Here is a 26197-nt window from a genome sequence, read left to right on the forward strand (position 1 = left end):
CCCGCCGGTGTCCGGCTATGGGTCAGTGGCCGAGCGCGAGGTCGCGGTAGTAGGTGCCGATCGACTCCTGACGCATCAGGCGGGCCCGGCGGTTCGTGACGACGACGTGCGCGATGACGCCGACCGAGAGCAGCGCGGCGAGGGCTGCGATGACCACGAAGGCGACCGCGAGGGCGACGACGGCGGAGCTGACCAGGGTCATGGCGAATACCTTCTCTACATCTGTATTTTCTACTGATGTAGAAGGTACGTCGCTGACATCGGCCGGACAAGTTCGCGGGATAGTGTCACCAGTCACAGCCCCACCGAAGGTCCCCATGCCGAGCACCAGCCCCGACACCCCCACCGCGGCCGCCCCGCTCTCCCCGCGACGCCGCCAGTTGCTCGACGCGGCGCTGCGCGTGATCGCCGACGAGGGACTGAAGGGCCTCACCCACCGCGCCGTCGATCGGCGCGCCGGCCTGCCCGAGGGCAGCTGCTCGGCGTACTGGCGCACCCGCCACGCACTCCAGGCCGCGCTCACCGAGTACGTCGCGAGCGCGCTGCTCGGCGACGTCGACCGGCTCGCCGAGCAGATGCGCGACTGCGAGCCCGACGAGCAGGCCGGCATGGAGCGCGCGGTCGAGCTCTTCCTGCGCTGGCTGGACCAGCGCGAACTGCTGGTCGCGCGCCTCGAGCTCACCATGGCCGCCAGCCGCGACCCCGACCTCGCCCAGCTGCTCGCCGACCATCGCTCCCGACTGGTGGCGGTCGTCGAGGACATCATGACCGCGGCCGGCCTGGAGCAGAGCGCGGAGCGGGCCGAGGCCTTGGTGGCGTCGTACGACGGGATCCTGCTTGCCGCACTGCTCAAGCCGCCGCCCGCGCGCCGGTCGTTCCTGAGCCGCTCACTGGAGCTGCTGGGCGACTCGCTGACCGGCGACCGACCGATGTGATCCACGCGGCACCAACCAAGCAATTGCTTGGTCATGGTTGACGGTCTAGGGTGACAGCGCCAGCACCGATCCGAACGGAGTTCTCATGCCCGAGGCAGTCATCGTTTCCGCGGCCCGCACGCCCATCGGTCGCGCCAACAAGGGCTCGATGACCGAGTTCCGCCCCGACGACCTCACGGCGTTCATCGTGCAGGCGGCGCTGGACAAGATCCCCGCACTCGACCCGACCACGATCGACGACCACTACCTCGGCTGTGGCCTCCCGGGCGGCGAGTCGGGCAACAACATGGCGCGCGTGGTCAACGTGCTCAACGGCCTCGACGATGTGCCCGGCGCGACCATCACCCGCTACTGCTCGTCGTCGGTCCAGACCACCCGGATGGCCTTCCACGCGATCAAGGCCGGCGAGGGCGACGTCTTCATCTCCTCGGGCGTCGAGACCGTCTCGCGGTTCGCCAAGGGCACGTCCGACCACTGGCCCGACACCAAGAACCAGCTCTTCGGCGACGCCATGGCGCGCACCGAGAAGACGGCCGAGGGCGGACAGGACTGGCACGACCCCCGGCAGGACGGGCTGCTGCCGGACATCTACATCGCCATGGGTCAGACGGCTGAGAACGTCGCCCGCCTGCGCGGCCTGAGCCGCCAGGAGCTCGACGAGTTCGGCGTGCGCTCGCAGAACCTCGCGGAGAAGGCGATCAACGACGGCTTCTGGGAGCGGGAGATCACCCCGGTCACGACCCCGAGTGGCACCGTCGTCAGCAAGGACGACGGCCCCCGTGCCGGCGTGACCTACGACGGGATCAAGGACCTCAAGCCGGTCTTCCGCCCCGACGGTGTGGTGACCGCGGGCAACTGCTGCGCGCTCAACGACGGCGCCGCGGCGGTCATCGTCATGTCGGACACCAAGGCCGCCGAGCTCGGCCTGAAGCCGCTGGCCCGGATCGTCTCGACCGGCGTCTCCGGCCTCTCGCCCGAGATCATGGGTCTCGGCCCGGTCGAGGCGACCAAGCGGGCGCTGGCCAACGCCGGCATGAGCATCGGCGACATCGACCTCGTCGAGATCAACGAGGCCTTCGCGGCCCAGGTCGTGCCGTCGTACCAGGACCTCGGCATCGATCTCGACCGGCTCAACGTCAACGGCGGCGCGATCGCGGTCGGCCACCCCTTCGGCATGACCGGCGCGCGCCTGCAGAACACCATGCTCAACTCGCTCGACTGGCACGACAAGACCACCGGACTCATCACGATGTGCGTGGGCGGCGGCCAGGGCATGGCACTCATCCTCGAGCGGATGTAGCTCGAGCTGATGTAGATCAGTCCTCGACGAACCCTGCGAACGCCTGGCCGCGGAACGCGGCCAGGCGTTCTGCCTGCTCGGCCACGCCGTCCGGCATCGCTGCGCCGTCCCACATCGTCACGGCGACCCGGAGCCTCCTGCCCTTGCTGCGCGGTCGCCAGGAGCCGACGACCTCGCCGCCCGCGAGCACGCCTCCGGGGCGGCCCAGGGTGCGCCACAGGTCCTTGCGCGCCGCGTCGTCGGGCACCACCAGCTCGCGGTCGCGGCCCTGGAGGAACAGGTCGAACGGCCCCAGCAGGCGCACCGACTCGCTCGCCGGCGCGTCGTTCAGCGCGTCGAGGTCGTCGGCGAGCAGATCGAGCCGGTGGCCGTCGACGACCACCGGCACCACGTCGTCGGGCCAGCGTTCCCGAACCTCGCGGACCGGACTGTCGACGTACCCGGCCACCAGCGTGGGGTCAGCCGGACCGAGCAGGTGCAGCACCGCCCGCACCGGGTCGAGGTGGGCGGGGACGGCCTTCGCGGGGCCGCGCCAGCCCGGCAGCCGGCGCAGCACCGGCGGTGACGTGCCGGGCTCGAGCTCCAGGCCGGCCTGCAGCGCGGCCAGCCGGAAGGGCTGCTCGTAGGTGTGGGTCGCCTGGCACGGGTTGCACCATCGCAGGTAGGGCTCGTCGAGGCGGGCGGTGAGCTCGCGCGACATCTCCCCCTTCCCGACCGGCCGGCGGACGATCTCGCGCATCTGCGAGGCGACGTGGTCGAGCGCCTCGCGCACGGGGATGCCGGCCCTCCTGAGCGGCCGGGCCGCATCGAAGACGCGCTTGGCGGCGTCGGCCTCGCTCCAGGGCGCGACCGCCGCCGCGACCTGGGCCGCCTCGGCCCGCCGGTAGGCGTGCGGCGCGCCGCGCAGGCTCCAGGCGAGGACGAGGTCGTCGTCGGGCACGCGTGCGCCGCGGATCGCCAGTGCCCACGGGGCACCGTCGGGCCCGGTGTCCTGCACGCCCAGGTCGAGGATCGCGGCGTCGCGGTGGGCGCCGTCGCGGTCCAGCTGCTGGATCGCCACCCGGAACCTCAGCACCTGCTCGCGCGACACGCGCAACGGCTCGCTCATGGCGCTATCCTCCGGCACAGCACCGACGCGCCGCCTATAGTGCCTGGGTGACCGACTCGGGGGACCACGAGACCAGGTGGTTGGACGAAGACGAGCAGCGGTCGTGGCGCGCCCTCGTCATGGGCATGACGCTGCTCCTCGACCGCCTCGACGACGACCTGCGTCGTACCTGCTCCCTCTCGCTCGTCGAGTACGAGATCCTGGTGCGTCTCTCCGAGCGCGAGGGCAGGCAGATGCGGATGGCCCAGCTCGCCGACGCGCTCGCGCACAGCCGCAGCCGGGTCACCCACACCGTCACCCGCATGGAACGGGCCGGCCTGGTGGCCCGCAGCAGCTCGCCCGAGGACGGCCGCGGCATCGTCGCGAGCATGACCGACAAGGGCTACGAGCTGCTGGTCCGGATCGCGCCGATGCACGTCACGGGCGTTCGCGAGCACCTGGTCGACCTGGCCAGCCGCGAGGACTTCGCGGCACTCGGCCGGGTCATGAACGCCGTCGCCGACAACCTCGTCGAGACGCACCCCGAGATGGAGCTGCGCCGGTCCTGAGCCGCGCCGGGCGCGTCGAAGGCCGGTGAGCCGACGCCAGGCAGCGACCACCCAGATCGCCGTACGCACGAGGGCTTCGGTGGTTTCGAGGCTCAGGCGCTAGCGCGCCTTCGCACCTCAACCACCGAGGCGGTGGTCGAGGTGCGAGCCAGGCTCGGACCCCGTCCCGGTCAGTCGCGGGTCAGGCGGCGGTGGGTGACCCGGTGCGGGCGGGCGGCCTCGATGCCGAGCCGCTCGACCTTGTTCTCCTCGTACGCCGCGAAGTTGCCCTCGAACCAGAACCACTTCGCCGGGTCCTCGTCGTCGCCCTCCCAGGCGAGGATGTGCGTGGCGATGCGGTCGAGGAACCAGCGGTCATGCGAGGTGACCACGGCGCAGCCCGGGAAGTCGAGTAGCGCGTCCTCGAGCGAGGACAGGGTCTCGACGTCGAGGTCGTTGGTGGGCTCGTCGAGGAGCAGCAGGTTGCCGCCCATCTTCAGCGTGAGCGCGAGGTTGAGGCGGTTGCGCTCACCACCGGAGAGCACGCCGGCCTTCTTCTGCTGGTCCGGTCCCTTGAATCCGAACGAAGCGACGTAGGCACGCGAGTTCATCTCGAAGTTCGCGACCTTGATGAAGTCCAGCCCGTCGGAGACGACCTCCCAGACGTTCTTGTTGGGGTCGATGCCGCCGCGGCTCTGGTCGACGTAGGAGATCTTCACGGTCTGGCCGACGTTGAGCTCCCCAGCGTCCGGGGTCTCATTGCCGGTGATCATCCGGAAGAGCGTGGTCTTGCCGACGCCGTTGGGCCCGATCACGCCGACGATGCCGGCGCGCGGGAGCGAGAAGGAGAGGTCGCGCATCAGCGTGCGGTCCTCGAAGCCCTTGGTGAGACCCTTCGCCTCGAGCACCACGTCACCGAGGCGCGGACCTGCCGGGATGTTGATCTCGGAGGTGTCGATCTTGCGCATCCGGTCGGCCTCGGCCGCCATCTCCTCGTAGCGCGCGAGACGCGAGCGGCTCTTGGTCTGCCTGGCCTTGGCGTTGGAGCGCACCCACTCCAGCTCCTTCTCCAGCATCTTGGCGCGCTTGGCGTCCTTCTGCCCCTCGATCTTGAGGCGCTCCTTCTTCGTCTCGAGGTAGGTCGAGTAGTTGCCCTCGTAGGGGTGCGTCTGCCCCCGGTCGAGCTCGAGGATCCACTCGGCGACATTGTCGAGGAAGTAGCGGTCGTGGGTAATCGCGAGGACGGCGCCGGGGTAGTCCTTGAGGTGGCCCTCGAGCCACTGGACGGACTCCGCGTCGAGGTGGTTGGTGGGCTCGTCGAGCAGCAGCAGGTCGGGCTGCTGGAGCAGCAGCTTGCACAGCGCGACCCGGCGGCGCTCACCACCCGAGAGATTGTCGACGATCGCGTCCGGCGGCGGGCACCGCAACGCGTCCATCGCCTGGTCCAGGCGGCTGTCGAGGTCCCAGACGTTGGCGGCGTCGAGCTCGCTCTGGAGGTCGCCGGCCTCGGCGTTGACCTTGTCCAGATCGGCGTCCGGGTCGCCCATCATCATGTAGAGCTCGTCGAGCCGGGCCATCTTGCCCTTGATCTCGGAGACGGCCTCCTCGACGTTCTCGAGCACCGTCTTGCCCTCGGTCAGCGGCGGCTCCTGCTGGAGCATGCCGACCGTGGCGCCGGGGTCGAGGATGGCGTCGCCGTTGTTGGCGTGGTCGAGCCCTGCCATGATCCGCAGCAGCGAGGACTTGCCGGTGCCGTTCGGTCCGACGACGCCGATCTTGGCCCCGTGCAGGAACGACAGCGTCACGTTGTCGAGGACGACCTTGTCACCGTGGGCCTTGCGCACGTTGCGCAGCGTGAAGACATATTCCGCCATGCTCCCGACCCTAGTGCGCCCGGGGCGCTGAGACCTGATCGGGGGGCATCGCGTCTGTAGGGTGACGGCCGCCACGAGGGAGGCCCGGCACGACCGACGGAGGTCCGGTGCGTCGACCAGCCAGCACGGACGAGGAGTTCGCGGAGCTCGTAGCCGCGTGCTCCCCGCAGCTCTACCGCAGCGCCTACCTGCTCACCACCTCTTCGCACGGCGCCGAGGACCTGGTGCAGACCGCCCTCGCCAAGGCGTACGCCTCCTGGTGGCGGGTGCGCAGCGCCGACGACCCGGTCGCCTACGTGCACGGGGTGCTCACCAAGAGCTTCCTGTCCGAACGGCGCCGTCGCAGCTCGCGGGAGCTGCCGATCGCGGCGCCTCCCGACCGGCCGGTGACCGACGCCGACCCGACCGAGCGCGCCGCCCTGATGGCCGCGCTCGCCGAGCTCGCCCCCGTCGACCGGGCGGTGGTCGTGCTCCGCTTCTGGGAGGACCGCAGCGTCGCCCAGACCGCGGCCGACCTCGGTCTCACCGAGGCCGCCGTCAAGAACCGCACCCTCCGGGCGCTGCGCTCGCTGCGCGGGCTGCTCGCCGACACCTCCTCTCCTGCGAACGGGAGCGCACGATGAACGATCTCGACTACACCGACGACCTGCACGCCCTGATGGACCGCACCCTGGCCGACCTGCCGGTGCCCACGCACCGGCTGCACGAGGGGGCCCTGCGCCACGGCCGCCGGGTGCGCCGGCGCCGCCGACTGGGGGTCGCCGCGGGTGGCACCGTCGCCGCCGCTGCGCTCGTCGCCGCCGCGCTGCCCGTGCTCGGTGGTGGGACCGGCACCGCCGACGGCGGCGTCGCCGTCGAACCCACACCGACTCCCCTGGCCCGGCCCTTCGAGCCGCACCCCGGCTGGTGGGACATGCCGGTCGGCGAGATGCGCCACCGGCTCGAGGCGCTGCTACCCGACGACGTCGTCGTCGAGAGCTTCCAGAAGCGCAACACCGAGGCGGCTCCCGGCGAGTCGCGGGTGTTCCACGGCCGCTTCGGCGGCGTCCTCCGCAGCGCCGACGACACCGGCCCCGGCAGCATCGAGATCATGCTGGTCGAGCTGCCGCAGGACGCCACCGCGCTCGCCGACCTCAGGTCGCAGCACCTCAGCTGCGCCGGCTTTCCCGAGTCGTGGACCTTCGAGGGACCGGTGAGCGGAGCGACCTGCGAGGAGGGCGACCTGCAGGACGGCCGGCCGGCCCAGCGCACGATCGCCTTCACCGACCAGGGCGTCGAGTACCGCGAGGTGCGGCGTTGGACCGACCGCGGCGAGATCTACGCCGCGGTCTCGAGCTCGACCGAGCGGAAGTGGGGTCCGCCCGCGTCCGCGCGCCACGCGCCGCTGACGCCCGACGAGCTCCTCGCGGTGGGCACCAGCGCCACCTGGACGGACTGGGAGCCGGCAGACTGAGCCTGCGCTCTCACGCGGCCGCCTCGGGCCTCGCCTCCCCCGTCGTCTCGGACCCGGCGCCCTCCGTCGCCTCGCCCGGCGCGGGTTCGGTGCGCTGGGTGCGGGTGAACTGGCTGGTGCCACGGCTGAGGTCGTGACCGACGTGGATGGCGTCGATCTCGAAGGTGAGCACCTCGACGCGCTCGCCGTTGACGTAGGTGCGGGTCTCGAGCCGGCCGTGCACGACGACCGGATCACCGCGGCGCAGCGACTCGGCGCAGTTCTCCGCGAGACCGCGCCACACGTTCACGGTGTACCACTGCGTCAGGCCCTCCGACCACGACTCGGTGCGACGGTTGAACTTGCGCGGCGTGCATGCCAGCCGGAAGTTGGCGACCGGCACGCCAGCGGCCTGGCGCAGGGTGACGTCGCCGCCGAGCCAGCCGCGGATGGTGATGGTGCTGTCGGACATCTGGATCTCCTTGTCTCGGTCCGGGTGGACGCCTCGAGACAACGGCTCGGCACCGACAACGAGCGGCCCGCCGACCCTCCCCTGGGGAGAACGTGTTCGTGGGCCGGCCTGTGGACGGAAGGTGGGCTCGACCATCGCGACGAGCGTTTCGTCGGCCGGCCGACAGATCTCCCGCTGGGACGACGAAGCCTCGTCGTCCAGGGGCCCGGGAGCGCTCGACCGGCAATCCGGATGCCGCGGGTTCATCAAGGGATGACGGTCAACCCGCGCCTACCCGGGTGAGCTCAGCCAGGGATGCGCGACTCCGACCTCATCCCTTGATGAAACGACGGCCTCGGCAACCCCGACGATCGAGAAGACGCGTGCTGCGGAGAGCCTCAGGCCCGGGCGCGGTCGACGCCGGCCCGCACGGCGGCGTACGCCGCGAGCTCCGCCTCGACCGGCTCGATGACCAGCTCGTGGGTGACCTCGTTGACCGCTTCTCGGAGATGCTCGTCGGCCCGGGCGGCGCGGCCGCGGGCGGCGCGGCCGACGGCGATCCGGGCGGCCAGTCCGAGGACGATGCCGAGCACGAGGCCGCCGACGAGCAGCACGAGTGCGACGGCGACCCCGAAGACCTGGGGGGTGTCGGCGTCCTGGAGCTTGCCCGTGGCGAGAAGCACGCCGGTCCAGCCCAGGCCGCCCAGAGCCGTGAGGAGCAGCAGCCACTGGAGGACGCGCAGGAGGTGCATCCAGCCCGGCAGCTTCGCGACCCCGAGGTCGGTGCGCGCGAGCGCCTGGTCGAGCCGGTCGCCGAGCTCGTCGAGACGCGACGGCGCGGCCCGGCGTACCGCCGCCACCCACGGCGGCGTCATCCCGACGGTCACCTCGTCGGCGAAGGTGCGCACCTCGTCGTCGACCCGGGCCCGCTGGACCTGGGTGGCCTCCGGGAGCGCGGTGCGGGAGCGGCCGCTGAGCTGGCTGCCCCGCGCGCCGAGGTCGAGGTCGAGGCGCTTGAGCGGGTCGGCCTTCAGGCCGGAGACCCAGCCGACGACGGGCCAGCCCGTGGCGCGGTGTCCGCGCTGACGCACCGAGCGCTCGACCGCGTCGACGACCACCGGCACGCCGGCCGCTTCGGCGAAGGCGGCGTCGAGGGTGGCGACCCGGGCCGGCTCGACCACCCGGGTCGGCGCGTCGCCGTTGGCCTCGGCGAGCCGGCCGGCGGCGGCGCGCACGTCGGCGTCGATCCCGGCGCGGGTGGACTGCTTCTGGGCGGCCCGGCGGGCGATCTCGGCGCGCAGCTCGGGGATGCCCGTGCCGAGCCGGGCGCTGACCGGCAGCACCGGGACCCGCTGGAGCCCGTCCTGGTCGAGCAGCCGGCGGATGTCGTCGAGCATCGACTGCCGACGTTCCTCGGGCACGGTGTCGATGTGGTTGAGCACCACGAGCATGATGTCCTGCTGCTCCACCGCCGGCTTCAGGTAGCGGTCGTGGATCGCGGCGTCGGCGTACTTCTGCGGGTCGACCACCCACACGAGCAGGTCGGCGAGCGAGACCAGGCGGTCGACCTCCAAGTGGTGGCTGACCTCGGTGGAGTCGTGGTCGGGCAGGTCGAGCAGCACGACGCCGTCGAGCTCGGCCTGCTGGTCGCGCCGTCCGTTGTCGAGCATCGAGTCGCGGGTGGTCTGGTGGCGCGGCGGGATGCCGAGCCACTCGAGCAGCGCGTCGGCCCCGTCGCGGCCCCAGACGCAGGCGGTCGCCCACGAGGTCGTCGGTCGGCGTACGCCGACGGCGGAGAGCTCGAGGCCGGTCAGCGCGTTGAACGTCGAGGACTTGCCCGAACCGGTCGCGCCGGCGATCCCCACGACCGTGTGGGTGGCGGAGAGGCGCAGCCGTCCCGCGGCCCGCTCGACCACGCCGACGGACTCGTCGACGATCGCGTCGTCGAGACGTCCGCGCGCGGCCCGGGTCGCGTCGTCGAGGCCGTCGATGCGGGCACCGATGTCGGTACCGCGGGTGACCATCCGGTCGGTCCCCTCCAGCAAGGACGTCATCTTCTCCCTCGACCTACCCGGAGCAGGGCGTCTCCGACATGGGCACGTGCAGGCCCCAGCCTAGGGCCTGAAGGGCACGAGGCCGGGATCAGGGCCTCGAACCAGCGGTCAGGCCAGCGACGCGTCGTCGCGACGGCTCTGCTCGAAGCGGCGGTCGTCGACCCGGCGGGCCGCGTCGCGCACGTGGCGATCGGCGTCGGGGTCGAGCGCGAGCGCGTCGAGCCGTCCCAGGTGCCGCCGGCGCTCCGCCGCGAACAGCCCGGCGATCCGACGCTCCAGGTCGGCCCGGCCCTGCGCCACCAGCGTGGTCGTCGACTCCGTGCCGAAGACCGCGTCGAGCAGCGTCCGGCCCACGTCGGCACCGCCCGGATCGTCGGCCGCGCTGTCGGCGAGCACGGTGACGGCGAGCGTGACGGCCAGTCCGCGGGCACCGTAGGCCAGATAGCGGGCGGTACGCCGGTCGGCGCCGTCGGCCTTGACCAGCTCGGTCAGGTGCTGCTGCCAGGCCCGCACCTCGCCCTCCACGCTGCGCCGCAGGCCGCGCGAGGCCCGGCCGAGGTCGTCGTCGGTGCCGGTCAGCAGCGGTCCCGCGGTGCCCAGCTCCTGCCAGGCCGCGGTCGCGGTCGCCGACGCCTGCTCGGCGTGGTCGAGCACCATCAGCTCCACGGCCGACTCGATGGCGACCGCGACCCGATCGGCCTGCTGGCCGGTGCCCTTGACGGCGTTGACGAGGCGGTCGCGGATCAGTCCGACCCGGCCCTCGAGCGAGCGCAGCAGCTCACCGGTGCCCGCGAACTCGCGCCACCGCGCCGCCACCTCGCCCCGCAGCAGCGTGCCGTCGGTGGCCGCGGCGACCGCGCGCCGGGTCGCCTCGTCGTACGCCGTCTCCGCCGCCCGCCGCAGCTCGGCCGCCGCGGCGACCTGCTCGGAGACGGCGTCCGCGACGACGTGGGCCTCCCTCGCGTGGGCGCGAACGGTGCCGTCGAGCGTCTGCCGCACGACCGCGGACCGGGCGTCGGTGTCCTCGGCGAGCGACACCAGCCAGGCGCGCACCTCGGCCACCGCCGAGCCGTCGAGCAGGCCCTCGGGCGAGACCGTCGACTCGGGCACGGTGAAGAGCGGGGAGTCCTTGAGGCCGCGGCTGGCGAGCATCCGGGCCAGGTGCGCGGCGACGGTGCGCACGGCGTCGGGCGGCGTCCGGTCGAGGACGACCGCGACCGCGGTCGAGCGCTCGGCGGCCTGCTTGAGGTGCTCCCACGGCACCTGGTCGGAGTAGCGCGCCGCGGAGGTCACGAACAGCCACAGGTCCGCGGCCGCCAGCAGCTGCGCCGCCAGCGTGCGGTTGGCCTTCTCGACCGAGTCCACGTCGGGTGCGTCGAGGATCGCCAGGCCCGGCGGCAGCGTCTCGGAGGCGACCAGCTGGAGCGCGTGCCGGTCGTCGGAGTGCTCCTGGACGCGCACCAGGTCGGGCAGCAGGCGGTCCTGGCCGAACCAGTGCGCGTCGTCGGGATGGTGCACCAGCACCGCCGAGCGAGTGGTCGGGCGCAGCAGCCCGGGGTTGGTGACGCGCCGACCCACGAGCGAGTTGACCAGCGTCGACTTGCCGGCGCCGGTCGAGCCGCCGACGACGGCGAGCAGCGGCGCCTCGACGGTCATCTGGCGCGGCAGCACGTAGTCCTCGAGCTGGTCGATCAGCTGCTGTCGGGTCACCCGCAGCTCCGCCGCGCCGGGTACGTCGAGCGGCAGCGGCGCAGCTTGCAGCGCATCGTGCAGGCGCACGAGTGCCGTCAGCATGCGGGAGTCGTGGTCGGCGGACGCCGTCATCGTGTGGGTACCACCTGTCCGGGGAAGGCGATCGACGGCCGGAGGGCGTCGATCCTCTGCAGAAACCGCTGGCCGCGGGCCGCGTAGTCGGGCGGCGGCGTGCCGCGCAGGTAACGGTAGTGGAGGAAGCCGAGCTCGATCGCGGCCTGCTGGTAGTCGCGCATCGCGCGCTCGGCCGCGGGGCCGCCACGCTCCCGGGCGTAGGCGCGGCTGCGCCGACGCGCGGTGAGGTCGACGACCCAGCCGATGTCGGTCGCCGGCACCAGCCCGCGGGTGGCGGCGTCGGTCAGCGCGGCGGCCAGCATCCGGCGCTCGGAGCGCCGCGACCAGACCGCCAGGCTGATCACCGAGATCAGCGCGGGCGCCATCAGCACGACGTACGCGAGCGCGAAGTGACCCAGGCCGTAGGCCGTCGAGGTGTTCCAGACGGCGTGGGCGACGACCGCGCAGACGTAGCCGGCGGCCGGCCACAGCACCCGGCCGCTCCCCCTGCGCGAGTTCACCGCGAGGCCGACGCCGATACCGATGAACGTCGTGAAGAGCGGGTGCGCGAACGGGCTGATCAGGCAGCGCAGCACGAACGTCGCGGTCACCGCTTCGGTGCCGCCCGGCCCCATGCCGTCGGTGCCGTTGTAGGCGGCGGCCAGGTAGAGGATGTTCTCGGTGAACGCGAAGCCGACTCCGACCATGCCGGCGTAGACGATGCCGTCGAGGATCCCGTCGAGCTCGGCGCGGCGCCACCAGAGCAGGAGGAGCAGGAAGAGCCCCTTGCACGCCTCCTCAGTGACGGGTGCCACGATCTCCAGTGTCTGGGTGTCGGTGAAGCCGCCCACGACCCCGCCGATGCCCTGGAGCAGGATCGCCGCCGCGGTGGCGACGAAGCAGCCCCACAGCAGACCCGCGGCGAGCAGCGTGCGCGGCTCCGGCTCGTAGCGGTCCAGCCAGAGGTAGCAGGCGACGATCGGGCCGACCGGCACCGCGGCGAGCAGCGTCGCCAGCACCACGGACCCGGGAGCTCCCGACAGCGCCAGGATCGCCAGGATCACGAGCGCGCCCACGACCACCAGGACCGTCACCACCACCGTGAACGCGACCGACGACGCGGCGCTGACACGGCGGGCTCCGGGCATGGCGGCAGCCTATCGGTGGCGCTCCCCCGGCCCGCTCACGGCGACCGGTCCCGGGGTGGCTCGTCGGCGTACAGTGGCCGGGTGAGCGAGAACGACACCACCCAGGCCACCACCGAGACCAACACCGAGTCCCACGACCCGGCCGTCCCGGCAGCGTACGCCGCGTTCATGCGCCAGGGCTGGGGCGACCGCGAGCTGGAGCTGCCGCGGGCCGAGGTCGCGGGCCCCGCGGCGCAGCGCCGGCAGCGGCTCGCCGAGGCGTTCCCGGGCGAGCGGCTGGTGCTGCCGGCCGGCACGTTCAAGGTGCGCGCCAACGACACCGACTACCGGTTCCGGCCCGACACCGCCCACACCTACTTCTCCGGCAACCAGACCAGCGACGCGGTCCTGGTGCTCGCCGACGGCGAGGCGGTCCTCTACGCGCGGCCTCGCTCGTCGCGCGAGACCGACGAGTTCTTCCGCGACCGGCAGTACGGCGAGCTGTGGGTCGGCCGCCGTCCGTCGCTGCGGGAGATCTCCGACTCGCTCGGTCTCGAGGTCCGCCACATCGACGAGCTCGACGCGATGCTCCAGGGCACCGGCAAAACCCGGGTGCTGCGCGGCATCGACAGCCACGTCGACCGGATGGTCGCCGCCGACGAGACCCGCGACGACGACTTCGCGCGGGTTGCCTCCGAGCTGCGGCTGATCAAGGACGACTGGGAGGTCGCGCAGCTGCAGCAGGCGTGCGACGTCACCACGCTCGGCTTCGAGGACTCCGTGCGCGAGTGGGACCGGGTCCTGGAGTTCGGCGAGCGCTGGATCGAGGGCACGTTCTTCCGCCGCGCTCGCGCGATGGGCAACGACATCGGCTACGACTCGATCGTCGGCGGCGGCAAGCACGCCACCACCCTGCACTGGATCGACAACACCGGGCCGATCACGCCGGGTGAGTTGGTGCTGCTCGACATGGGCGTCGAGAACCGCTCGCTCTACACCGCCGACGTCACCCGCACGCTGCCCGTCGACGGCCGGTTCACCGACCTGCAGCGCGACCTCTACGACCTCGTGTACGCCGCCCAGGAGGCGGGCATCGACGCCCTGCGTCCCGGCGAGCCCTTCCGGGCCGGCCACCACGCGGCGATGGAGGTGCTGGCCCACGGGCTCGCCGACCTGAAGCTGCTGCCCGTCCCGGTCGAGGAGGCGCTCGACCCCGAGAGCCGCGTCTACGCGCGGTGGACGCTGCACGGCACCAGCCACATGCTCGGCATGGACGTGCACGACTGCGGCCGGGCCGCACCCGAGGCGTACGCCGAGGGCACCCTCGCCGAGGGCATGGTGCTCACCGTCGAGCCGGGCCTGTACTTCCAGGAGGACGACCTGCTCGTGCCCGAGGAGCTGCGTGGCATCGGCATCCGGATCGAGGACGACATCCTCGTCACGGCCGACGGGACCACGAACCTGTCCGCCGCGCTTCCCCGCACGTCGGCGGACGTCGAGGAGTGGATGGGCCGGCTGCGCGGCTGACCCACCCACCCACCCCGCCGTACGACGGCGGCCGCGGTCAGCGCAGGCCGAGACGCGAGGAGCAGGACGGCCAGGCGCCCCAGCCCTGCCCGCGCTTGATCCGCTCGGCGACCTTGATCTGCTCGCCCTTGCTCGCCCCGTGCGGGAGTCGGGCGAACCTGCCGCCGCCGTAGCCGCGCCAGGTGCCGGGGCTGATCTGCAGCCCGCCGTAGTAGCCGTTGCCGGTGTTGATGTGCCAGCGGCCGCCGGACTCGCAGTGGGCGAGCCGGTCCCAGGTGCGGGTGGTGGCGGCCTCGCTGGACGCCTGGACGGCGACGACCGGGGTGAGCGTGGCCGCTGTCAGGGCAGCCGCGGACACGAGAGTGCGCATGCGCATGTGATCTCCTCGACGCCTGCGGAGTCTGGGCCCGTCTCCCGATCCGGGCGCCTGCTGCGCGCCGCCCAGGACGCACGCTCGCGACGGCGCCGCATCAGAGACGCGCCCGCTGTCGGGTTCGGGCGGAGTCGTGCCCGGCCGCTTCCGCGGCTGCACCCCTAGGGTCGTCGTGCGACCCGGAGACCTGGGTCCCCCGTACCTGTCCTGGGTGGGTCGGTTCCGACCCGGCGCCGGACAGGTCTCGGCGTGGCGACGGGCCGCCCCGGAGTGCCCGGGACCCTCACGACGGTAGGTCGACGCGCGCGACAGTCCAAACCGGCGGCCCGGGGCGCGGCTCAGGCTGCTCTCAGACCCGCCTGTCACCCTGACGGACATGTCGCAGCTGCTGTCGCCCCGCGCGCACGCCCTCGTGACCCGCGTGGAGGGGTGGTCCAGCGCCGGTCCCGTCCGCGCTGTCGCGGTCAAGACCCTGGTGACGATCGGCGGTCCGCTGCTGATCGTGGCGGGCGTGCTGATGCTCGTGCTCCCCGGACCGGGCCTGCTGGTCATCGCGCTCGGCTTCGCACTCCTGGCCCTGGAGTACCCCTGGGCGCGGTACGTGCTCGCCCGGCTCGGTCACGGCCTGTCCTGGCTGCGCGAGGCGGTGTTCCCCCGCGAGGCCTCGCGGGCCCGGCGGGCGGTCGGCGTGGTCATGGCCGGCACGTTCCTCGTCGCGACCACCGCGCTGACCTCCGCGGTCACCGCGCTGGTCGGCACCCAGACGGTCCTCTGACCGCACCCTCCCGAGCGGGCCCCGGGAGGACAATCACCCGTCTCGGGCGATGCGGCCGCCAGGCCGTCCGGACAGCGTGCCGTCATGAGCGATGTCCTGCCCTCCTGGCGCGACGGCGCGACCCGCACGGCGATCCTCGACTTCGTCGGCGCGGTCACCGACGGCCCCGACGCCGTACCCGAGGACGCCCGGGTCGCGGTGTTCGACAACGACGGGACGCTGTGGACCGAGAAGCCGATGCCGACCCAGCTCCACTTCATCGTCCAGCAGTGGGTCGCCGCGGCGCGCGCGGACGCCCGCCTGGCCGAGCAGCAGCCCTACCGGGCCGCCCTGTCGGGCGACCTGTCCTGGCTCGGCGCCGCGGTCGACAAGCACTACGCCGGCGACGACCGTGACCTCAAGACGATGATCGCCGCCATCGTCGCCTCGACCGTGCACGAGCGCGTGGAGGACTACGAGGCCGCGGTCGCCGCCTTCTACCGCGACGCCCGGCACCTCACCCTCGACCGCTCCTACGCGGAGACGGTCTACCAGCCGATGGTCGAACTGCTGCGCTTCCTCGAGGAGCACCGGTTCACCTGCTACATCGTCTCCGGCGGTGACCGCGACTTCATGCGGCCGATCACCCCGGACTACTACGGCATCCCGCCCGAGCGGGTCGTCGGCTCCGCGGTGGGGCTGGAGTACGACGCGGCCGCCAACGCGGTCCGCTACGGTGCCGCCTTCCAGTTCCTGGACGACGGACCCGAGAAGCCGGTCCGAATCTGGTCGCGGATCGGCCGGCGACCGATCCTGGCCTGCGGGAACTCCAACGGCGACATGGAGATGCTCCGGTTCGCGCAGGGGCAGCCCCGCAGCCTGAGCCTCCTCGTCCACCACGACGACGACACCGGCCGCGGCGACCCGCCGTACGACGCCGGCGCCGAGCGGATCCTCGCCGCGGCGACCGCGGAGGCGTTCACCATCGTCAGCGTCAAGGACGACTGGACGACCGTCTTCCGGTCGCCCGCGCAGTGATCGCGGCGCGGTCGCCACAGCCTGCGCGAATCGAGAAGGACCTACTCATCCGGCCGCGAGCGGCACTCGCAGGCCGGGGCGCAGCCGTGCCGGAGAGGAAGGCCTCGCCCCAGGGCTGGGCAGAGCGTCGGGACTGGAAGCCGCACATGCACCGTCGTCGCCCGCCGTCCGTCCGCGCCTCCGGGCGTTCGAGGACCTCGCGGCACCGGCCGGCCCGCTCCTCGACGAGATCGACAAGGCGATGCGGCAACGTGGAGCCGAACGGCCCCACCGTTCGCGGACGTCCTGGGTCAGTCCCTGGGCCACCCTGGTAGCCGCGGAGCGCAGAGCTCAGGGCCTGAACGGTACTGACCGCCACCGCACCCTCGACGCAATCCGCGATGGGTTCGAACAGGGTCGTGAGACCACGACGGTTGAGATGCGTCTGCTCCATGTGCTCAGACGCCTCAGGCGCGCCCGTCGGTCTGGTGCATACTGACCCGGGCGGTTTCCATTCGGTCGGAACTACACCAGGGTCATACCGAGGCTTGTTGCGACTGGATTCCGTTCCCCGGCCTCCGTAGCTCAGCTGGATAGAGCAGCGGCCTTCTAATCCGCGGGTCACAGGTTCGAATCCTGTCGGGGGCGCCACAGCTTCGCCGGAAGGGACACCCGGCGCGGCCGGGCGGGTCACCTCCCCCGGCCGCGCGCCTCCTCGCGCTCCTCGTGCTCGACGCGCTGGCGGTGGCTGCTCTCCATGTGGGCCAGGACCAGGCGCTCCATGCCCCGGACGTCGCCCTGGGCGATCGCCTCGAAGAGCACCCGGTGCTCCTCGGTGACGTGCATCAGGTCGTCGTGCTGCCCCATCGCCCAGCGCATCCGGCTGCGCATCGTCTCGGTGAGCTCGTCGAGCAGCCGGTTGCCGGCGAGCTCGGTGACCACCTCGTGGAAGTCGGCCGCGGCACGGCGGGCGGCGACCGGGTCCTCGGCGCGCGCCCCGGCCAGCTCGGCGTCGAGCACGGCGCGCAGCCGCGCCAGGCCCGCCTCGTCCCGTCGCTGTGCGGCGAGCCGGAAGGTGAGCACCTCGAGCGCGGAGCGCACCTCGTCGAGGTCGGAGAGATCGGACGCCGTGAACTCGCGCACGACCGCCCACGTGTTCGGGCGCAGCGTCACCAGCCCCTCGACGTCGAGGACCTTCAGCGCCTCGCGCACCGGGACCCGGCTGACCCCGAACTCGCTGGCCAGATCGCGCTCGACCAGCTTGCTGCCCGGAGCGCGTACGCCGTCGAGGATCTCGTCACGCAGCCGATCGGCGACCCGGGTCGAGTCCGAGGCTCGCTGCGCCGACGGGCTCGCTTGGGTCGTCTGTTCCGTCTGGGTCAAGTCCGGGTCCCGTCTCCTGCTCGCGTGGTCAGGCCACCTGCTCCTGGTCCAAGTAAACAATGCCCTCGTCGAGCGACGGCACGATCTCGGTGCCGATCCGGCGGTTCAGCAGGTCGTCGAGCCGGTCGAGCGGACCGATCAGCGCGCGGCCGCCGGCGCGCGCGACCCGGATCGCGGCGTCGACCTTGGGCTTCATCGAGCCCTCGGCGAAGGCGAGCTGCGAGATCGCGTCGGCCGACGCGGTCACGATGTCGCGCTGCACGGGAGTGCCCCAGTTCTCGCTGACGTAGTCGCCGTCGGTGAGCATGATCAGCACGTCGGCGCCGATCTCGGCGGCGAGCGCGGCGCTGGCCAGGTCCTTGTCGACCACGGCCTGCACGCCGACGTGGCGCCCCTTGGCGTCGGTGCGCACCGGCACCCCACCGCCGCCGACGCAGACCGCGAGCGTGCCGGCCTCCAGGAGGTTCCGGATGAGCGGCGCCTGGACGATCGAGATCGGGTCCGGCGAGGGCACCACCCGACGGAACAGGTCGCCGTCCTTCGCGATCGTCCAGCGGTACGCCGCCGCGGCCTCGGCGGCGTCGTGGGCGGAGTACTGGGGGCCGATCAGCTTCGTCGGGTGGGCGAAGGCAGGGTCGTCCTCGTCGACGACGGTGGTGGTGAGGATCGCGGCGACCTCACGCTCGCCCTGGAGCGCGTTGGCGAGCTCCTGCTGGACGACGTACCCGATCATGCCCTGGGTCTCGGCGCCCAGGATGTCGAGCGGGTAGGCGGCGACGTCCTGGTAGGCGAGGTTCTGCAACGCGAGCAGGCCGACCTGCGGGCCGTTGCCGTGCGTGATCACCATCTCGCTGGTGCGCGCCAGACCGGCGAGCGCCTCACACGTCGAGTGGACGTTGGCGCGCAGGTACTCGGCGGTCATCGGCTCGCCGCGGCGGGCCAGCGCGTTACCCCCCAGCGCTACTACGACTCGCATGGACATCCTCCTGTGGATCGACGGTCGCCGCGCCGGACTTGGTTTGGCATACCATTTCTGCTAAGAATGGTATGCCATTTCCGGCATTGCTCAAGACACCGCTTCCGAGCCACCGCGCAGGAGCCCCCAGATGACCACCGTCGGACGCACTCCCTCCCCCGCCGAGGCGACCGTCGACGCGGCGGCTCCACGGCCGGGCCGATCGGGCCGGCCGGGTGGGACCCGCGTCATCGCCGCCGTGTCGCTGGACGCGCGCACCGCCGACGGGCTGCCCGGCGACGGCCGCGCCGGGGTCGTCCACTCCGCCCACCAGCGCGTGATCAACGTCGTCTCCCCCGACGGCCACCTCTTCTGCCTGGCGACGTCGTCCCTGGACGACGCGCCCCGCACCATCCGGCTCCCCGACGCCGCCTGGCCGCCGGTCGCGCTGCACCCCGGCGACCCGGTGCGGTTCCTGCCCGGCAAGCTGCGCCACCAGGGCTCGTGCGGCGCCTCCACCATCGCGTTCGGGGACGCGATCCGATGGCAGCCGACCCGCGTCGACCTCACGCACCTGACGGTCGCGGACCTGCACGGCCTCGTCGCCGCCCTCGACACCGCGCTCGCGAACCGGCCCGCCGCCTCGCCGTTCGACGCCGCGAGTCAGTCCCTGATCACCGCACGCCTGCACCACCTCGAGGTCGCGGTCCGCACCGGCAACACCACCACGGTCGCCACGGTGGCGCGCGGGCTGATCGGCCTCGGCACCGGCCTCACCCCGACCGGCGACGACATCCTGACCGGCCTGGCCGTCCTGGCGGCGACCCCGGGCATCCGGCTGGACCGGATCCGGCCAGCGCTGCGGGCCGCGTCGTACGACGTGCACGCGCGCACCACCGCGGTGAGCGCGGCGACGCTCCTCGAGGCCGTCGACGGTCGCGGGCGGCAGCGCCTGCACGACCTGCTGGCCGCGATGGGAGCCAGGGCGACGCCGGATCCGGCGTACCGCTCCCGGCTCGACGCCGCGATCGCCGCGGTGCGCGCGATCGGCCACACCTCCGGCACCGACATCCTCACCGGCGTCCGCCTCGGCCTGCATCTCGAGGCGGGTCTCCGCGAGCGGGCCACACCCACCAACACCAAGGAGAACAGATGAGCACCCCACCCTCGCTCGACGAGCGCTACCTCGCCGCGGCCGCCGCCGGCGACCTGGCGGGCGTCCGGGCCGCGCTCGACGAGGGCGTCGACAAGGACGTCCAGGACCGCGAGGAGGCCAGCGCCATCCTGGCGGCCGCCCGCGGTGGCCACCACGACGTGGTGCGGGCGCTGATCGCCGAGGGCGTCGACATCGACGCGCAGGACCAGACCTGCTTCAACCCGTTCATCCACGGCTGCATCCACGACGACCTCGAGTTGGTCACGATCATGGTCGAGGCCGGCACCGACCTGAAGCGGCTCACCCGCTTCGGCGGCAACGGGCTCACCCCGGCCGCGGAGAAGGGCCACCTCGAGATCGTCCGCTACCTGCTCGAGAACACGACCATCAACGTCAACCTGACCAACACCCTCGGCTGGACCGCGCTGATCGAGACGATCATCCTCGGCGACGGCGGCCCGGTCCGCCAGCAGACCGCGGAGCTGCTGCTCCAGCACGGCGCCAAGCCCGGCATGACCGACGAGTGGGGCGTCGCGCCCGTCGACCTCGCCCGCAAGCGCGGCTTCGACGACCTCGCCGCCGTCATCGAGCGCTACCTCTGAAGGGACCTGAGATGACCCGCTACATCGACATCCGCAAGAACACCTACCTCGACTCGGTCTCGCTCATGTCCATGAGCACGAAGGCGAACGCCGTCGAGGGCGTCACCCAGGCCCTGTTGGGCATGGCGACCCCGATGAACAAGGAGGTGCTGCTCAACGTCGGCGTGCAGGACCCCGCCATCGACGCGGCCAAGCCGAGCGACCTGATGATCGTGATCGATGCCGCCGACGACCTGATCGACGCAGCGATCCAGGCCGTCGACGACATCCTCGCCCGCAAGAACGCCTCGGCCGGCGACGCCGCCGAGATCCGCTACCGGACGCTCGACGGCGCCTTCGAGGAGGTTCCGGACAGCAACCTGGTGCTGATCTCGGTCAACGGCGCCTTCGCCGCCCGCGAGGCCCGCAAGGCGCTCGTCGCCGGCAAGCACGTGATGATCTTCTCCGACAACGTGTCGGTCGAGGACGAGATCGAGCTCAAGGCGCTCGCCCACGAGAAGGGCCTGCTGCTGATGGGGCCCGACTGCGGCACCGCGATCATCAACGGCACCGGTCTGGCCTTCGCCAACGCCGTACGCCGCGGGTCGATCGGCATCGTGGGCGCCTCCGGCACCGGCAGCCAGGAGATCTCGGTCCGGGTGCACGACTTCGGCGGCGGCATCTCGCAGCTGATCGGCACCGGCGGCCGCGACCTCTCCGCCGAGGTCGGCGGCGTGATGATGATCGACGGCATCAACGCGCTCGCGGCCGACCCCGGGACCGAGGTCATCGTCATCGTCTCGAAGCCGCCGGCCGACGAGGTCGCCGGCCGGGTGCTCGCCGTCGCCGCCGAGAGCGGGAAGCCGGTCGTGGTCTGCTTCCTGGGCTCGCCGCGCACGGAGTCGGGCTACGACAACGTGCAGCTGGTCTCGGGCACCAAGCCCGCCGCGCTCGCGGCCGTCCTGGCCACCGGCGTGGACGAGTCCACCCTCGACCTGCACGCCCTCAACATCCCGCTGGTCGAGGAGGTCCGCGGCAAGCTGGCGCCCGAGCAGCAGTACGTGCGCGGCCTGTTCTGCGGCGGCACGCTCTGCGACGAGGCGATGTTCGCGGCGCTCGCGACGTTCGACAACGTCTACTCGAACATCCAGCAGGACCCGGCGTACCGACTCGGCGCGACCGACGTGTCGAAGGAGCACACCTACCTCGACCTGGGCGACGACGACTTCACCAACGGCCGGCCGCATCCCATGATCGACCCGACGCTGCGGCTGCAGCGCCTCGCCCACGAGGCCGACGACCCCGAGGTCGGCGTGATCGCGATGGACTTCATCGTCGGCTTCGGCTCGCACGAGGACCCCGTCGGCGTGACGATCCCCGCCATCGCCGAGGCCAAGGCGAAGGCCGCCGCACGCGGTCAGCACCTGGAGATCCTCGGCTACGTGCTCGGCACCGACCTCGACTCCCCCGCGGTCGCCGAGCAGGTCGCCCAGCTCGAGGCGGCCGGCGTGACCATCGCCTCCTCGTCCACCAACCTCGGCCTCCTGGCCCGCGAATTCGTAGCGAAGGGTGACCACCGATGAGCATCACCGACCTGTTCTCGACCGACCTGAAGCCGGTCAACCTCGGCCTGGACATGTTCGCCGAGGACCTCGCCGCCCAGGGCGCCGCCCCGGTGCGGATGGACTGGACCCCGCCCGGCGGCGGCGACCCCGACGTGATCGCCGCCCTCGGCCGGCTCGAGCGGCCCGAGGTCGCCGAGAAGATCAACGCGGCCAACGAGGAGGCGCTGAGCCGGATCCTCGCCGCTCAGCCGTTCCTGGAGGGCTTCGGCCGGGCCATCGACACCGTGCCGGGCATGACCGCGACGACGATCCTGCACGCCGGCCCGCCGATCGCCTACGAGCGGATGTCGGGCCCGATGAGGGGCGCCGTCACCGGCGCGCTGGTCTTCGAGGGCCTCGCGAAGGACCTCGACGCGGCCGACGAGCTCGCCCGCTCGGGCGACATCACCTTCTCCCCGTGCCACGAGCACCAGGCGGTCGGCTCGATGGCCGGCGTGACCAGCGCCAGCATGTGGGTGCACCAGGTGACCAACCGGACGCACGGCAACACGGCGTACACGAACCTCTCCGAGCAGCTCTCCAAGATCCTGCGGTTCGGCGCCAACGACCAGTCCGTCATCGACCGGCTGAACTGGATGCGCGACGTCTTCGGCCCGATGCTCGGCGCCGCGATGGAGCTCAACACCGACGGCATCGACCTACGGCTGATGCTCTCCCAGGCCCTGCACATGGGCGACGAGGCGCACAACCGCAACGTGGCCGGTACGACGCTGCTGATCCAGGCGCTCACGCCGTACCTCCTGGAGACCGACTTCTCCACCCAGGAGAAGCGCGAGGTCTTCGACTTCGTGGCGTCCTCGGACTACTTCTCCGGCCCCACCTGGATGGTCACCGCGAAGGCGTCGATGGACGCCGCGGCCGGCATCGCGAACTCGACCGTCGTCACGGCGATGTGCCGCAACGGCGTGGACTTCGGCATCCGCGTCTCGGGCACCGGCGACCGGTGGTTCACCGGCCCCGCGCAGCAGGTCGTCGGCCCGATGTTCGCCGGCTACACCCCCGAGGACTCCGGCCTCGACATGGGCGACTCGGCGATCACGGAGACCTACGGCATCGGCGGCTTCGCGATGGCCGCAGCCCCCGCGATCGTGGCGCTCGTCGGCGGCACCGTGCAGGAGGCGATGGGCTACTCGCGCACCATGAACGCGATCACCACGGGCAACAACCCCAACGTGACGATCCCCGCGCTCGACTTCATGGGCGTGCCGAGCGGCATCGACGCGCGCTTGGTGATGGAGACCGGCATCCTGCCGCTGATCAACACGGCGATCGCGCACAAGGACCCGGGCATCGGCATGATCGGCGCCGGCATCGTGCACCCGCCCGTCGAGGCGTTCCAGGACGCGCTACGGACCCTCGCCGACACCGTCGGCGAGGCCTGAGGGGATGGGTTGCCATGTCCACGACCTCTAGCTACCGCGACCTGGTGGACCCCGGTGCCGACGCGATCGCGACGTACGCCGCGCGCGGCTACGCCGAGGACGTGCTCCCGGTCCGGCCCCAGGACCGCTCCTGGTCGACGCCGCAGTTCATCACCGTGTGGATGGCGCCGATCCACAACATCCTGTCCTACTTCACCGTCGTCGGCTTCTTCGCGCTCGGCCTCTCCGCCAAGCACGTGGTCGCCGCGATCCTGCTCAGCGCGGTGATCGTCTCGATCGGCTACGTGCTCAACGGCCAGGCCTCCGCCCGCTACGGAGTACCGTTCGCGCTGCTGCTGCGCGACTCCTTCGGCACCAAGGGCGCGCTGATCCCGGCCGCGATCCGCGGCATCGTCGCCGGCGTCGTGTTCTTCGGCCTCTCCACGGTCTCCAGCGCGCAGGCGTTGGACGTGGTGATGGACAAGATCTTCCCGGGCTACGCCGACCTGGGCGGCCACATCCTCGGCCTGGCGGTGCCCACGGCGATCTCCTACCTGATCATGTGGGCGATCACCGTGGCGCTCTTCCTCGGCGGCCAGCGGTTCCTCGCCAGGTTCAGCACCTGGGCCAATCCGGCGGTGTTCGTCCTGATCAGCATCGGCGTCGTGCTGGCGGTCAGGAACGTCGGCAGCTTCTCGCAGGTCTTCGAGCTGCACCCGGTGCAGACCGAGGTCACGCCGCTGATCTTCATCGGCTGCGTCGCGGCGCTGGTCTCCAACTGGGCCGGCCCGATCGTCAACACCGGCGACTACACCCGCAACGCCACGTCGACCAAGGCACCGCTGATCGGCTTCCCGATCGGCGTGATCGCCTCCTACCTGCTCTTCATCCTCGTCACCATCACCTTCATGGCCTCGCTCAGCGTGACGACGCAGGGTGAGTTCGACGTGAACCGGCCGACGATCTTCGTGGACGCGATCAACTCGATCGGCAACTCCTTCGTCGTGGTCCTGCTCATCCTGTCGATGAACATCGGCATGACGGCGTTCTGCGTCTTCGGCAACATGCTGCCGGCCGGGCTCCAGCTCACCGCGCAGCTGCCGCAGCGGTTCACGGTCCGGAACGGCGCGATCCTGACGGCCGTCGCCGGCACGCTGATCCTGCCCTGGAAGTTCCTCGAGGCGACGGACGCGCTGTTCCTCTTCTACTCCTTCATCGGCTCGATGTTCGGCCCGATCGCGGGCATCATGCTGGCGTCGTTCTTCGTGGAGCGGAAGCGCACCGTCGACGTCGAGGGGATCTACGCCGACCCGAGCGCTCCCCAGATCGCCTACAACTGGCGCGCCATCACGGTGTTGGCGATCAGCTTCGTGATCACCATGGCCGGCACGGTGCTCGACGACGTCACCGTCCTGGTCGACATCAAGAACCTCGCGTTCTTCTCGGGCCTGGCCATCGGGTTCGTCGGCTACTCACTCACCATCGCGGCGACGCGGCGAAAGGTTGCACCATGAGCACTCCCACTCCCACTCGCGAGGCGGTCGACGCCTACTTCGCCCAGGCGGCCGAGATCACCGTCGCCGCCATGCGCGCCGGCACCGGCGGCCCGTTCGGCGCCACCCTGGTGCGCGGCGACGAGGTCATCGTCAGCGTCGGCAACACGGTCCTGCGCGACACCGACCCCTCCGGCCACGCCGAGCTGGTCGCCGTACGCGAGGCCTGCGCGAAGCTCGGCACCCTCGACCTGTCCGGCATGGTCATGTACGCCACCTGCGAGCCCTGCCCGATGTGCGTCGGCGTGATGATGTGGGCCGGCATCCGCACCTGCTACTACGCGTCGACCCGGGACGACGCCGCCGAGCACGGCTTCTCCGATCTGCACCTGCGGCGCTTCCTCGACGGCAGCGACACCAGCACGATGGACCTGGTCCACCTCACCGAAGACCGCGACGAGAGCGCGCAGATCTGGACGGAGTTCCGCGCCCTGCAGGGCTGATCCTGGATCCAGCCTGCGTCCGGATCAGGCCTGAGCGTCCGGTGCGACACTGCGCATCCGGTCGGGCTCGAAGCCGTGCTTCATGCCCCAGATCACGGCCTGTGAGCGCCGGGAGACGTCGATCTTGCGATACGCCGTGCGGATGTAGGTCTTCACGGAGTTGATCGAGAGGTAGGTGCGGTCGGCGATCTCCTGGTTGCTCAGGCCCTGCGTGATCAGGGCGAGCACCTCCGCCTCGCGGGCGCTGAGGCCGACCTGACGGCCCGGCCACTCGCCGGCGACGCCCGTGTCGACCGCCGTGGTGGACGCCGGCGGGGTCACCGTCTCCCCGCGGTGCACGGCCTCGAGGCCGGCCACGATCTGCTCCGAGGCCAGGCCCTTGGAGAGGTAGCCCGCGGCGCCGCGCTCGATCGCCCTGCGGACGAGCTCGGGCTGGAGGTTCCAGCTGAAGATGACGACCCTGGCATCGTTCCCGTGCACCAGCAGGTCGAGATCGACGCCGTCGCCCTGGATCGCCGCGAAGGTGTCGTAGAGGATCACGTCGACGCTGTTGAGCACGGGCAGACCCGAGTCGAGCTCGACCACGTTGACCCGGTCGTGGTGCGGGGCGAGCATGGCCGCGATGCCGGCGACGACGAGCTCGTAGTCGTTCACCACGGCGACTCGGATGGGGGCGGCAGCCATGGCGCCACTGTAAGCCCGCGGCACTGTGATCGGTTCGACACGCGCCTCAATGCCGGTGATCGCGCACCGGCCGGGATACAAAGGACGTGGCCCCGCTTGGTATGAGTAGGCGGGGCCGCCTAATTTTGGCCCGCGCCAACCCGCACTGAGCCTGAACACGCAGGTCAGCGA

The 26197-nt window shown here is 71.7% G+C and carries 25 protein-coding genes and 1 tRNA gene; 15 read left to right on the forward strand and 11 right to left on the reverse strand.

What is annotated here, in order from left to right; translation table 11 throughout:
* Window positions 1-22 precede the first annotated feature (22 nt).
* Window positions 23-202, reverse strand: a complete 180-nt coding sequence (locus FHU40_RS03705) for a hypothetical protein (RefSeq protein ID WP_183590910.1) — start codon at window positions 200-202, stop codon at window positions 23-25.
* Between the two features lie 115 nt (window positions 203-317).
* Between FHU40_RS03705 and FHU40_RS03710 the strand changes: the two genes are divergently transcribed.
* On the forward strand, window positions 318-935 hold the full coding sequence (locus tag FHU40_RS03710) for a TetR/AcrR family transcriptional regulator (protein ID WP_183590911.1): 618 nt from the start codon (window positions 318-320) through the stop codon (window positions 933-935).
* Between the two features lie 85 nt (window positions 936-1020).
* Complete coding sequence (locus tag FHU40_RS03715; RefSeq protein WP_183590912.1) at window positions 1021-2235, forward strand: acetyl-CoA C-acetyltransferase; 1215 nt, start codon at window positions 1021-1023, stop codon at window positions 2233-2235.
* A 16-nt stretch (window positions 2236-2251) separates the two neighbouring features.
* Here FHU40_RS03715 and FHU40_RS03720 read toward each other — a convergent pair whose 3' ends face one another.
* Window positions 2252-3343 (reverse strand): DNA glycosylase AlkZ-like family protein, encoded by a 1092-nt coding sequence (locus tag FHU40_RS03720; protein WP_183590913.1) that lies wholly within the window; start codon window positions 3341-3343, stop codon window positions 2252-2254.
* A gap of 47 nt (window positions 3344-3390) precedes the next feature.
* Here FHU40_RS03720 and FHU40_RS03725 point away from each other — a divergent pair, with 47 nt between their 5' ends.
* A complete protein-coding gene (locus FHU40_RS03725) occupies window positions 3391-3891 on the forward strand; it encodes a MarR family winged helix-turn-helix transcriptional regulator (protein ID WP_252275167.1) in 501 nt (166 codons plus the stop codon).
* A 170-nt stretch (window positions 3892-4061) separates the two neighbouring features.
* On the opposite strand, the gene ettA is transcribed toward FHU40_RS03725, so the two are convergent.
* Window positions 4062-5744, reverse strand: a complete 1683-nt coding sequence (gene ettA, locus FHU40_RS03730; RefSeq protein ID WP_183590914.1) for an energy-dependent translational throttle protein EttA — start codon at window positions 5742-5744, stop codon at window positions 4062-4064.
* 107 nt (window positions 5745-5851) lie between these two features.
* Between ettA and FHU40_RS03735 the strand changes: the two genes are divergently transcribed.
* Together FHU40_RS03735 and FHU40_RS03740 are read left to right on the forward strand one after the other, a co-directional pair.
* Window positions 5852-6367 (forward strand): SigE family RNA polymerase sigma factor, encoded by a 516-nt coding sequence (locus FHU40_RS03735; RefSeq protein WP_183590915.1) that lies wholly within the window; start codon window positions 5852-5854, stop codon window positions 6365-6367.
* On the forward strand, window positions 6364-7197 hold the full coding sequence (locus FHU40_RS03740; RefSeq protein WP_183590916.1) for a hypothetical protein: 834 nt from the start codon (window positions 6364-6366) through the stop codon (window positions 7195-7197). The genes FHU40_RS03735 and FHU40_RS03740 overlap by 4 nt, the downstream gene beginning before the upstream one ends.
* A gap of 10 nt (window positions 7198-7207) precedes the next feature.
* On the opposite strand, the gene ssb is transcribed toward FHU40_RS03740, so the two are convergent.
* The 4 genes from ssb to FHU40_RS03760 all read right to left on the reverse strand — a co-directional run bounded on the left by ssb (window position 7208) and on the right by FHU40_RS03760 (window position 12635).
* Window positions 7208-7648: a single-stranded DNA-binding protein gene (ssb, locus tag FHU40_RS03745; protein ID WP_215526868.1), complete on the reverse strand. Its 441-nt coding sequence runs from the start codon at window positions 7646-7648 to the stop codon at window positions 7208-7210.
* A gap of 377 nt (window positions 7649-8025) precedes the next feature.
* Window positions 8026-9681, reverse strand: coding sequence for a GTPase (locus tag FHU40_RS03750; protein WP_183590918.1), 1656 nt, complete (start codon window positions 9679-9681; stop codon window positions 8026-8028).
* A 108-nt stretch (window positions 9682-9789) separates the two neighbouring features.
* Window positions 9790-11505 carry a dynamin family protein gene (locus FHU40_RS03755; protein ID WP_246389936.1) on the reverse strand — a complete coding sequence of 572 codons (1716 nt, stop codon included), beginning with the start codon at window positions 11503-11505 and terminating at the stop codon, window positions 9790-9792.
* The gene (locus FHU40_RS03760; protein WP_183590919.1) at window positions 11502-12635 is read right to left on the reverse strand and encodes a PrsW family intramembrane metalloprotease; all 1134 of its coding nucleotides are present in this window, start codon (window positions 12633-12635) and stop codon (window positions 11502-11504) included. Before FHU40_RS03760 ends, FHU40_RS03755 begins: the two co-directional genes overlap by 4 nt.
* Window positions 12636-12716: 81 nt before the next feature.
* On the opposite strand from FHU40_RS03760, the gene FHU40_RS03765 reads away from it, so the two are divergent.
* Window positions 12717-14141 (forward strand): aminopeptidase P family protein, encoded by a 1425-nt coding sequence (locus tag FHU40_RS03765; protein WP_343057713.1) that lies wholly within the window; start codon window positions 12717-12719, stop codon window positions 14139-14141.
* A 37-nt stretch (window positions 14142-14178) separates the two neighbouring features.
* Here the strand turns inward: FHU40_RS03765 and FHU40_RS03770 are convergent, their stop codons facing one another.
* Complete coding sequence (locus FHU40_RS03770; protein WP_183590920.1) at window positions 14179-14517, reverse strand: transglycosylase family protein; 339 nt, start codon at window positions 14515-14517, stop codon at window positions 14179-14181.
* Between the two features lie 373 nt (window positions 14518-14890).
* Here FHU40_RS03770 and FHU40_RS03775 point away from each other — a divergent pair, with 373 nt between their 5' ends.
* The 3 genes from FHU40_RS03775 to FHU40_RS03785 all read left to right on the forward strand — a co-directional run bounded on the left by FHU40_RS03775 (window position 14891) and on the right by FHU40_RS03785 (window position 16936).
* Window positions 14891-15289 (forward strand): PGPGW domain-containing protein, encoded by a 399-nt coding sequence (locus FHU40_RS03775; RefSeq protein WP_183590921.1) that lies wholly within the window; start codon window positions 14891-14893, stop codon window positions 15287-15289.
* An 84-nt stretch (window positions 15290-15373) separates the two neighbouring features.
* On the forward strand, window positions 15374-16306 hold the full coding sequence (locus FHU40_RS03780) for an HAD family hydrolase (protein WP_183590922.1): 933 nt from the start codon (window positions 15374-15376) through the stop codon (window positions 16304-16306).
* A 553-nt stretch (window positions 16307-16859) separates the two neighbouring features.
* Window positions 16860-16936 (forward strand) — tRNA-Arg (locus FHU40_RS03785).
* Between the two features lie 39 nt (window positions 16937-16975).
* Here FHU40_RS03785 and FHU40_RS03790 read toward each other — a convergent pair.
* Together FHU40_RS03790 and FHU40_RS03795 are read right to left on the reverse strand one after the other, a co-directional pair.
* Window positions 16976-17668 carry a GntR family transcriptional regulator gene (locus tag FHU40_RS03790; RefSeq protein WP_183590923.1) on the reverse strand — a complete coding sequence of 231 codons (693 nt, stop codon included), beginning with the start codon at window positions 17666-17668 and terminating at the stop codon, window positions 16976-16978.
* A 28-nt stretch (window positions 17669-17696) separates the two neighbouring features.
* Window positions 17697-18644, reverse strand: coding sequence for a carbamate kinase (locus FHU40_RS03795; RefSeq protein WP_183590924.1), 948 nt, complete (start codon window positions 18642-18644; stop codon window positions 17697-17699).
* A 130-nt stretch (window positions 18645-18774) separates the two neighbouring features.
* Between FHU40_RS03795 and FHU40_RS03800 the strand changes: the two genes are divergently transcribed.
* The 6 genes from FHU40_RS03800 to FHU40_RS03825 are packed head-to-tail and all read left to right on the forward strand — an operon-like array spanning window position 18775 to window position 25342.
* Window positions 18775-19779 carry an oxamate carbamoyltransferase subunit AllH family protein gene (locus tag FHU40_RS03800; protein WP_183590925.1) on the forward strand — a complete coding sequence of 335 codons (1005 nt, stop codon included), beginning with the start codon at window positions 18775-18777 and terminating at the stop codon, window positions 19777-19779.
* Window positions 19776-20381: an ankyrin repeat domain-containing protein gene (locus FHU40_RS03805; protein WP_183590926.1), complete on the forward strand. Its 606-nt coding sequence runs from the start codon at window positions 19776-19778 to the stop codon at window positions 20379-20381. Before FHU40_RS03800 ends, FHU40_RS03805 begins: the two co-directional genes overlap by 4 nt.
* A gap of 11 nt (window positions 20382-20392) precedes the next feature.
* Window positions 20393-21943 carry an acyl-CoA synthetase FdrA gene (gene fdrA / locus FHU40_RS03810; protein WP_183590927.1) on the forward strand — a complete coding sequence of 517 codons (1551 nt, stop codon included), beginning with the start codon at window positions 20393-20395 and terminating at the stop codon, window positions 21941-21943.
* On the forward strand, window positions 21940-23367 hold the full coding sequence (locus FHU40_RS03815) for a YlbE family protein (protein WP_183590928.1): 1428 nt from the start codon (window positions 21940-21942) through the stop codon (window positions 23365-23367). The genes fdrA and FHU40_RS03815 overlap by 4 nt, the downstream gene beginning before the upstream one ends.
* Window positions 23368-23381: 14 nt before the next feature.
* The gene (locus tag FHU40_RS03820; RefSeq protein ID WP_183590929.1) at window positions 23382-24860 is read left to right on the forward strand and encodes a cytosine permease; all 1479 of its coding nucleotides are present in this window, start codon (window positions 23382-23384) and stop codon (window positions 24858-24860) included.
* Window positions 24857-25342: a nucleoside deaminase gene (locus tag FHU40_RS03825; protein WP_183590930.1), complete on the forward strand. Its 486-nt coding sequence runs from the start codon at window positions 24857-24859 to the stop codon at window positions 25340-25342. Before FHU40_RS03820 ends, FHU40_RS03825 begins: the two co-directional genes overlap by 4 nt.
* A 24-nt stretch (window positions 25343-25366) precedes the next feature.
* Here the strand turns inward: FHU40_RS03825 and FHU40_RS03830 are convergent, their stop codons facing one another.
* Complete coding sequence (locus tag FHU40_RS03830; RefSeq protein WP_183590931.1) at window positions 25367-26026, reverse strand: response regulator transcription factor; 660 nt, start codon at window positions 26024-26026, stop codon at window positions 25367-25369.
* Window positions 26027-26197 lie beyond the last annotated feature (171 nt).

This window comes from Nocardioides soli (assembly GCF_014191495.1).
Lineage (GTDB): Bacteria > Actinomycetota > Actinomycetes > Propionibacteriales > Nocardioidaceae > Nocardioides > Nocardioides soli.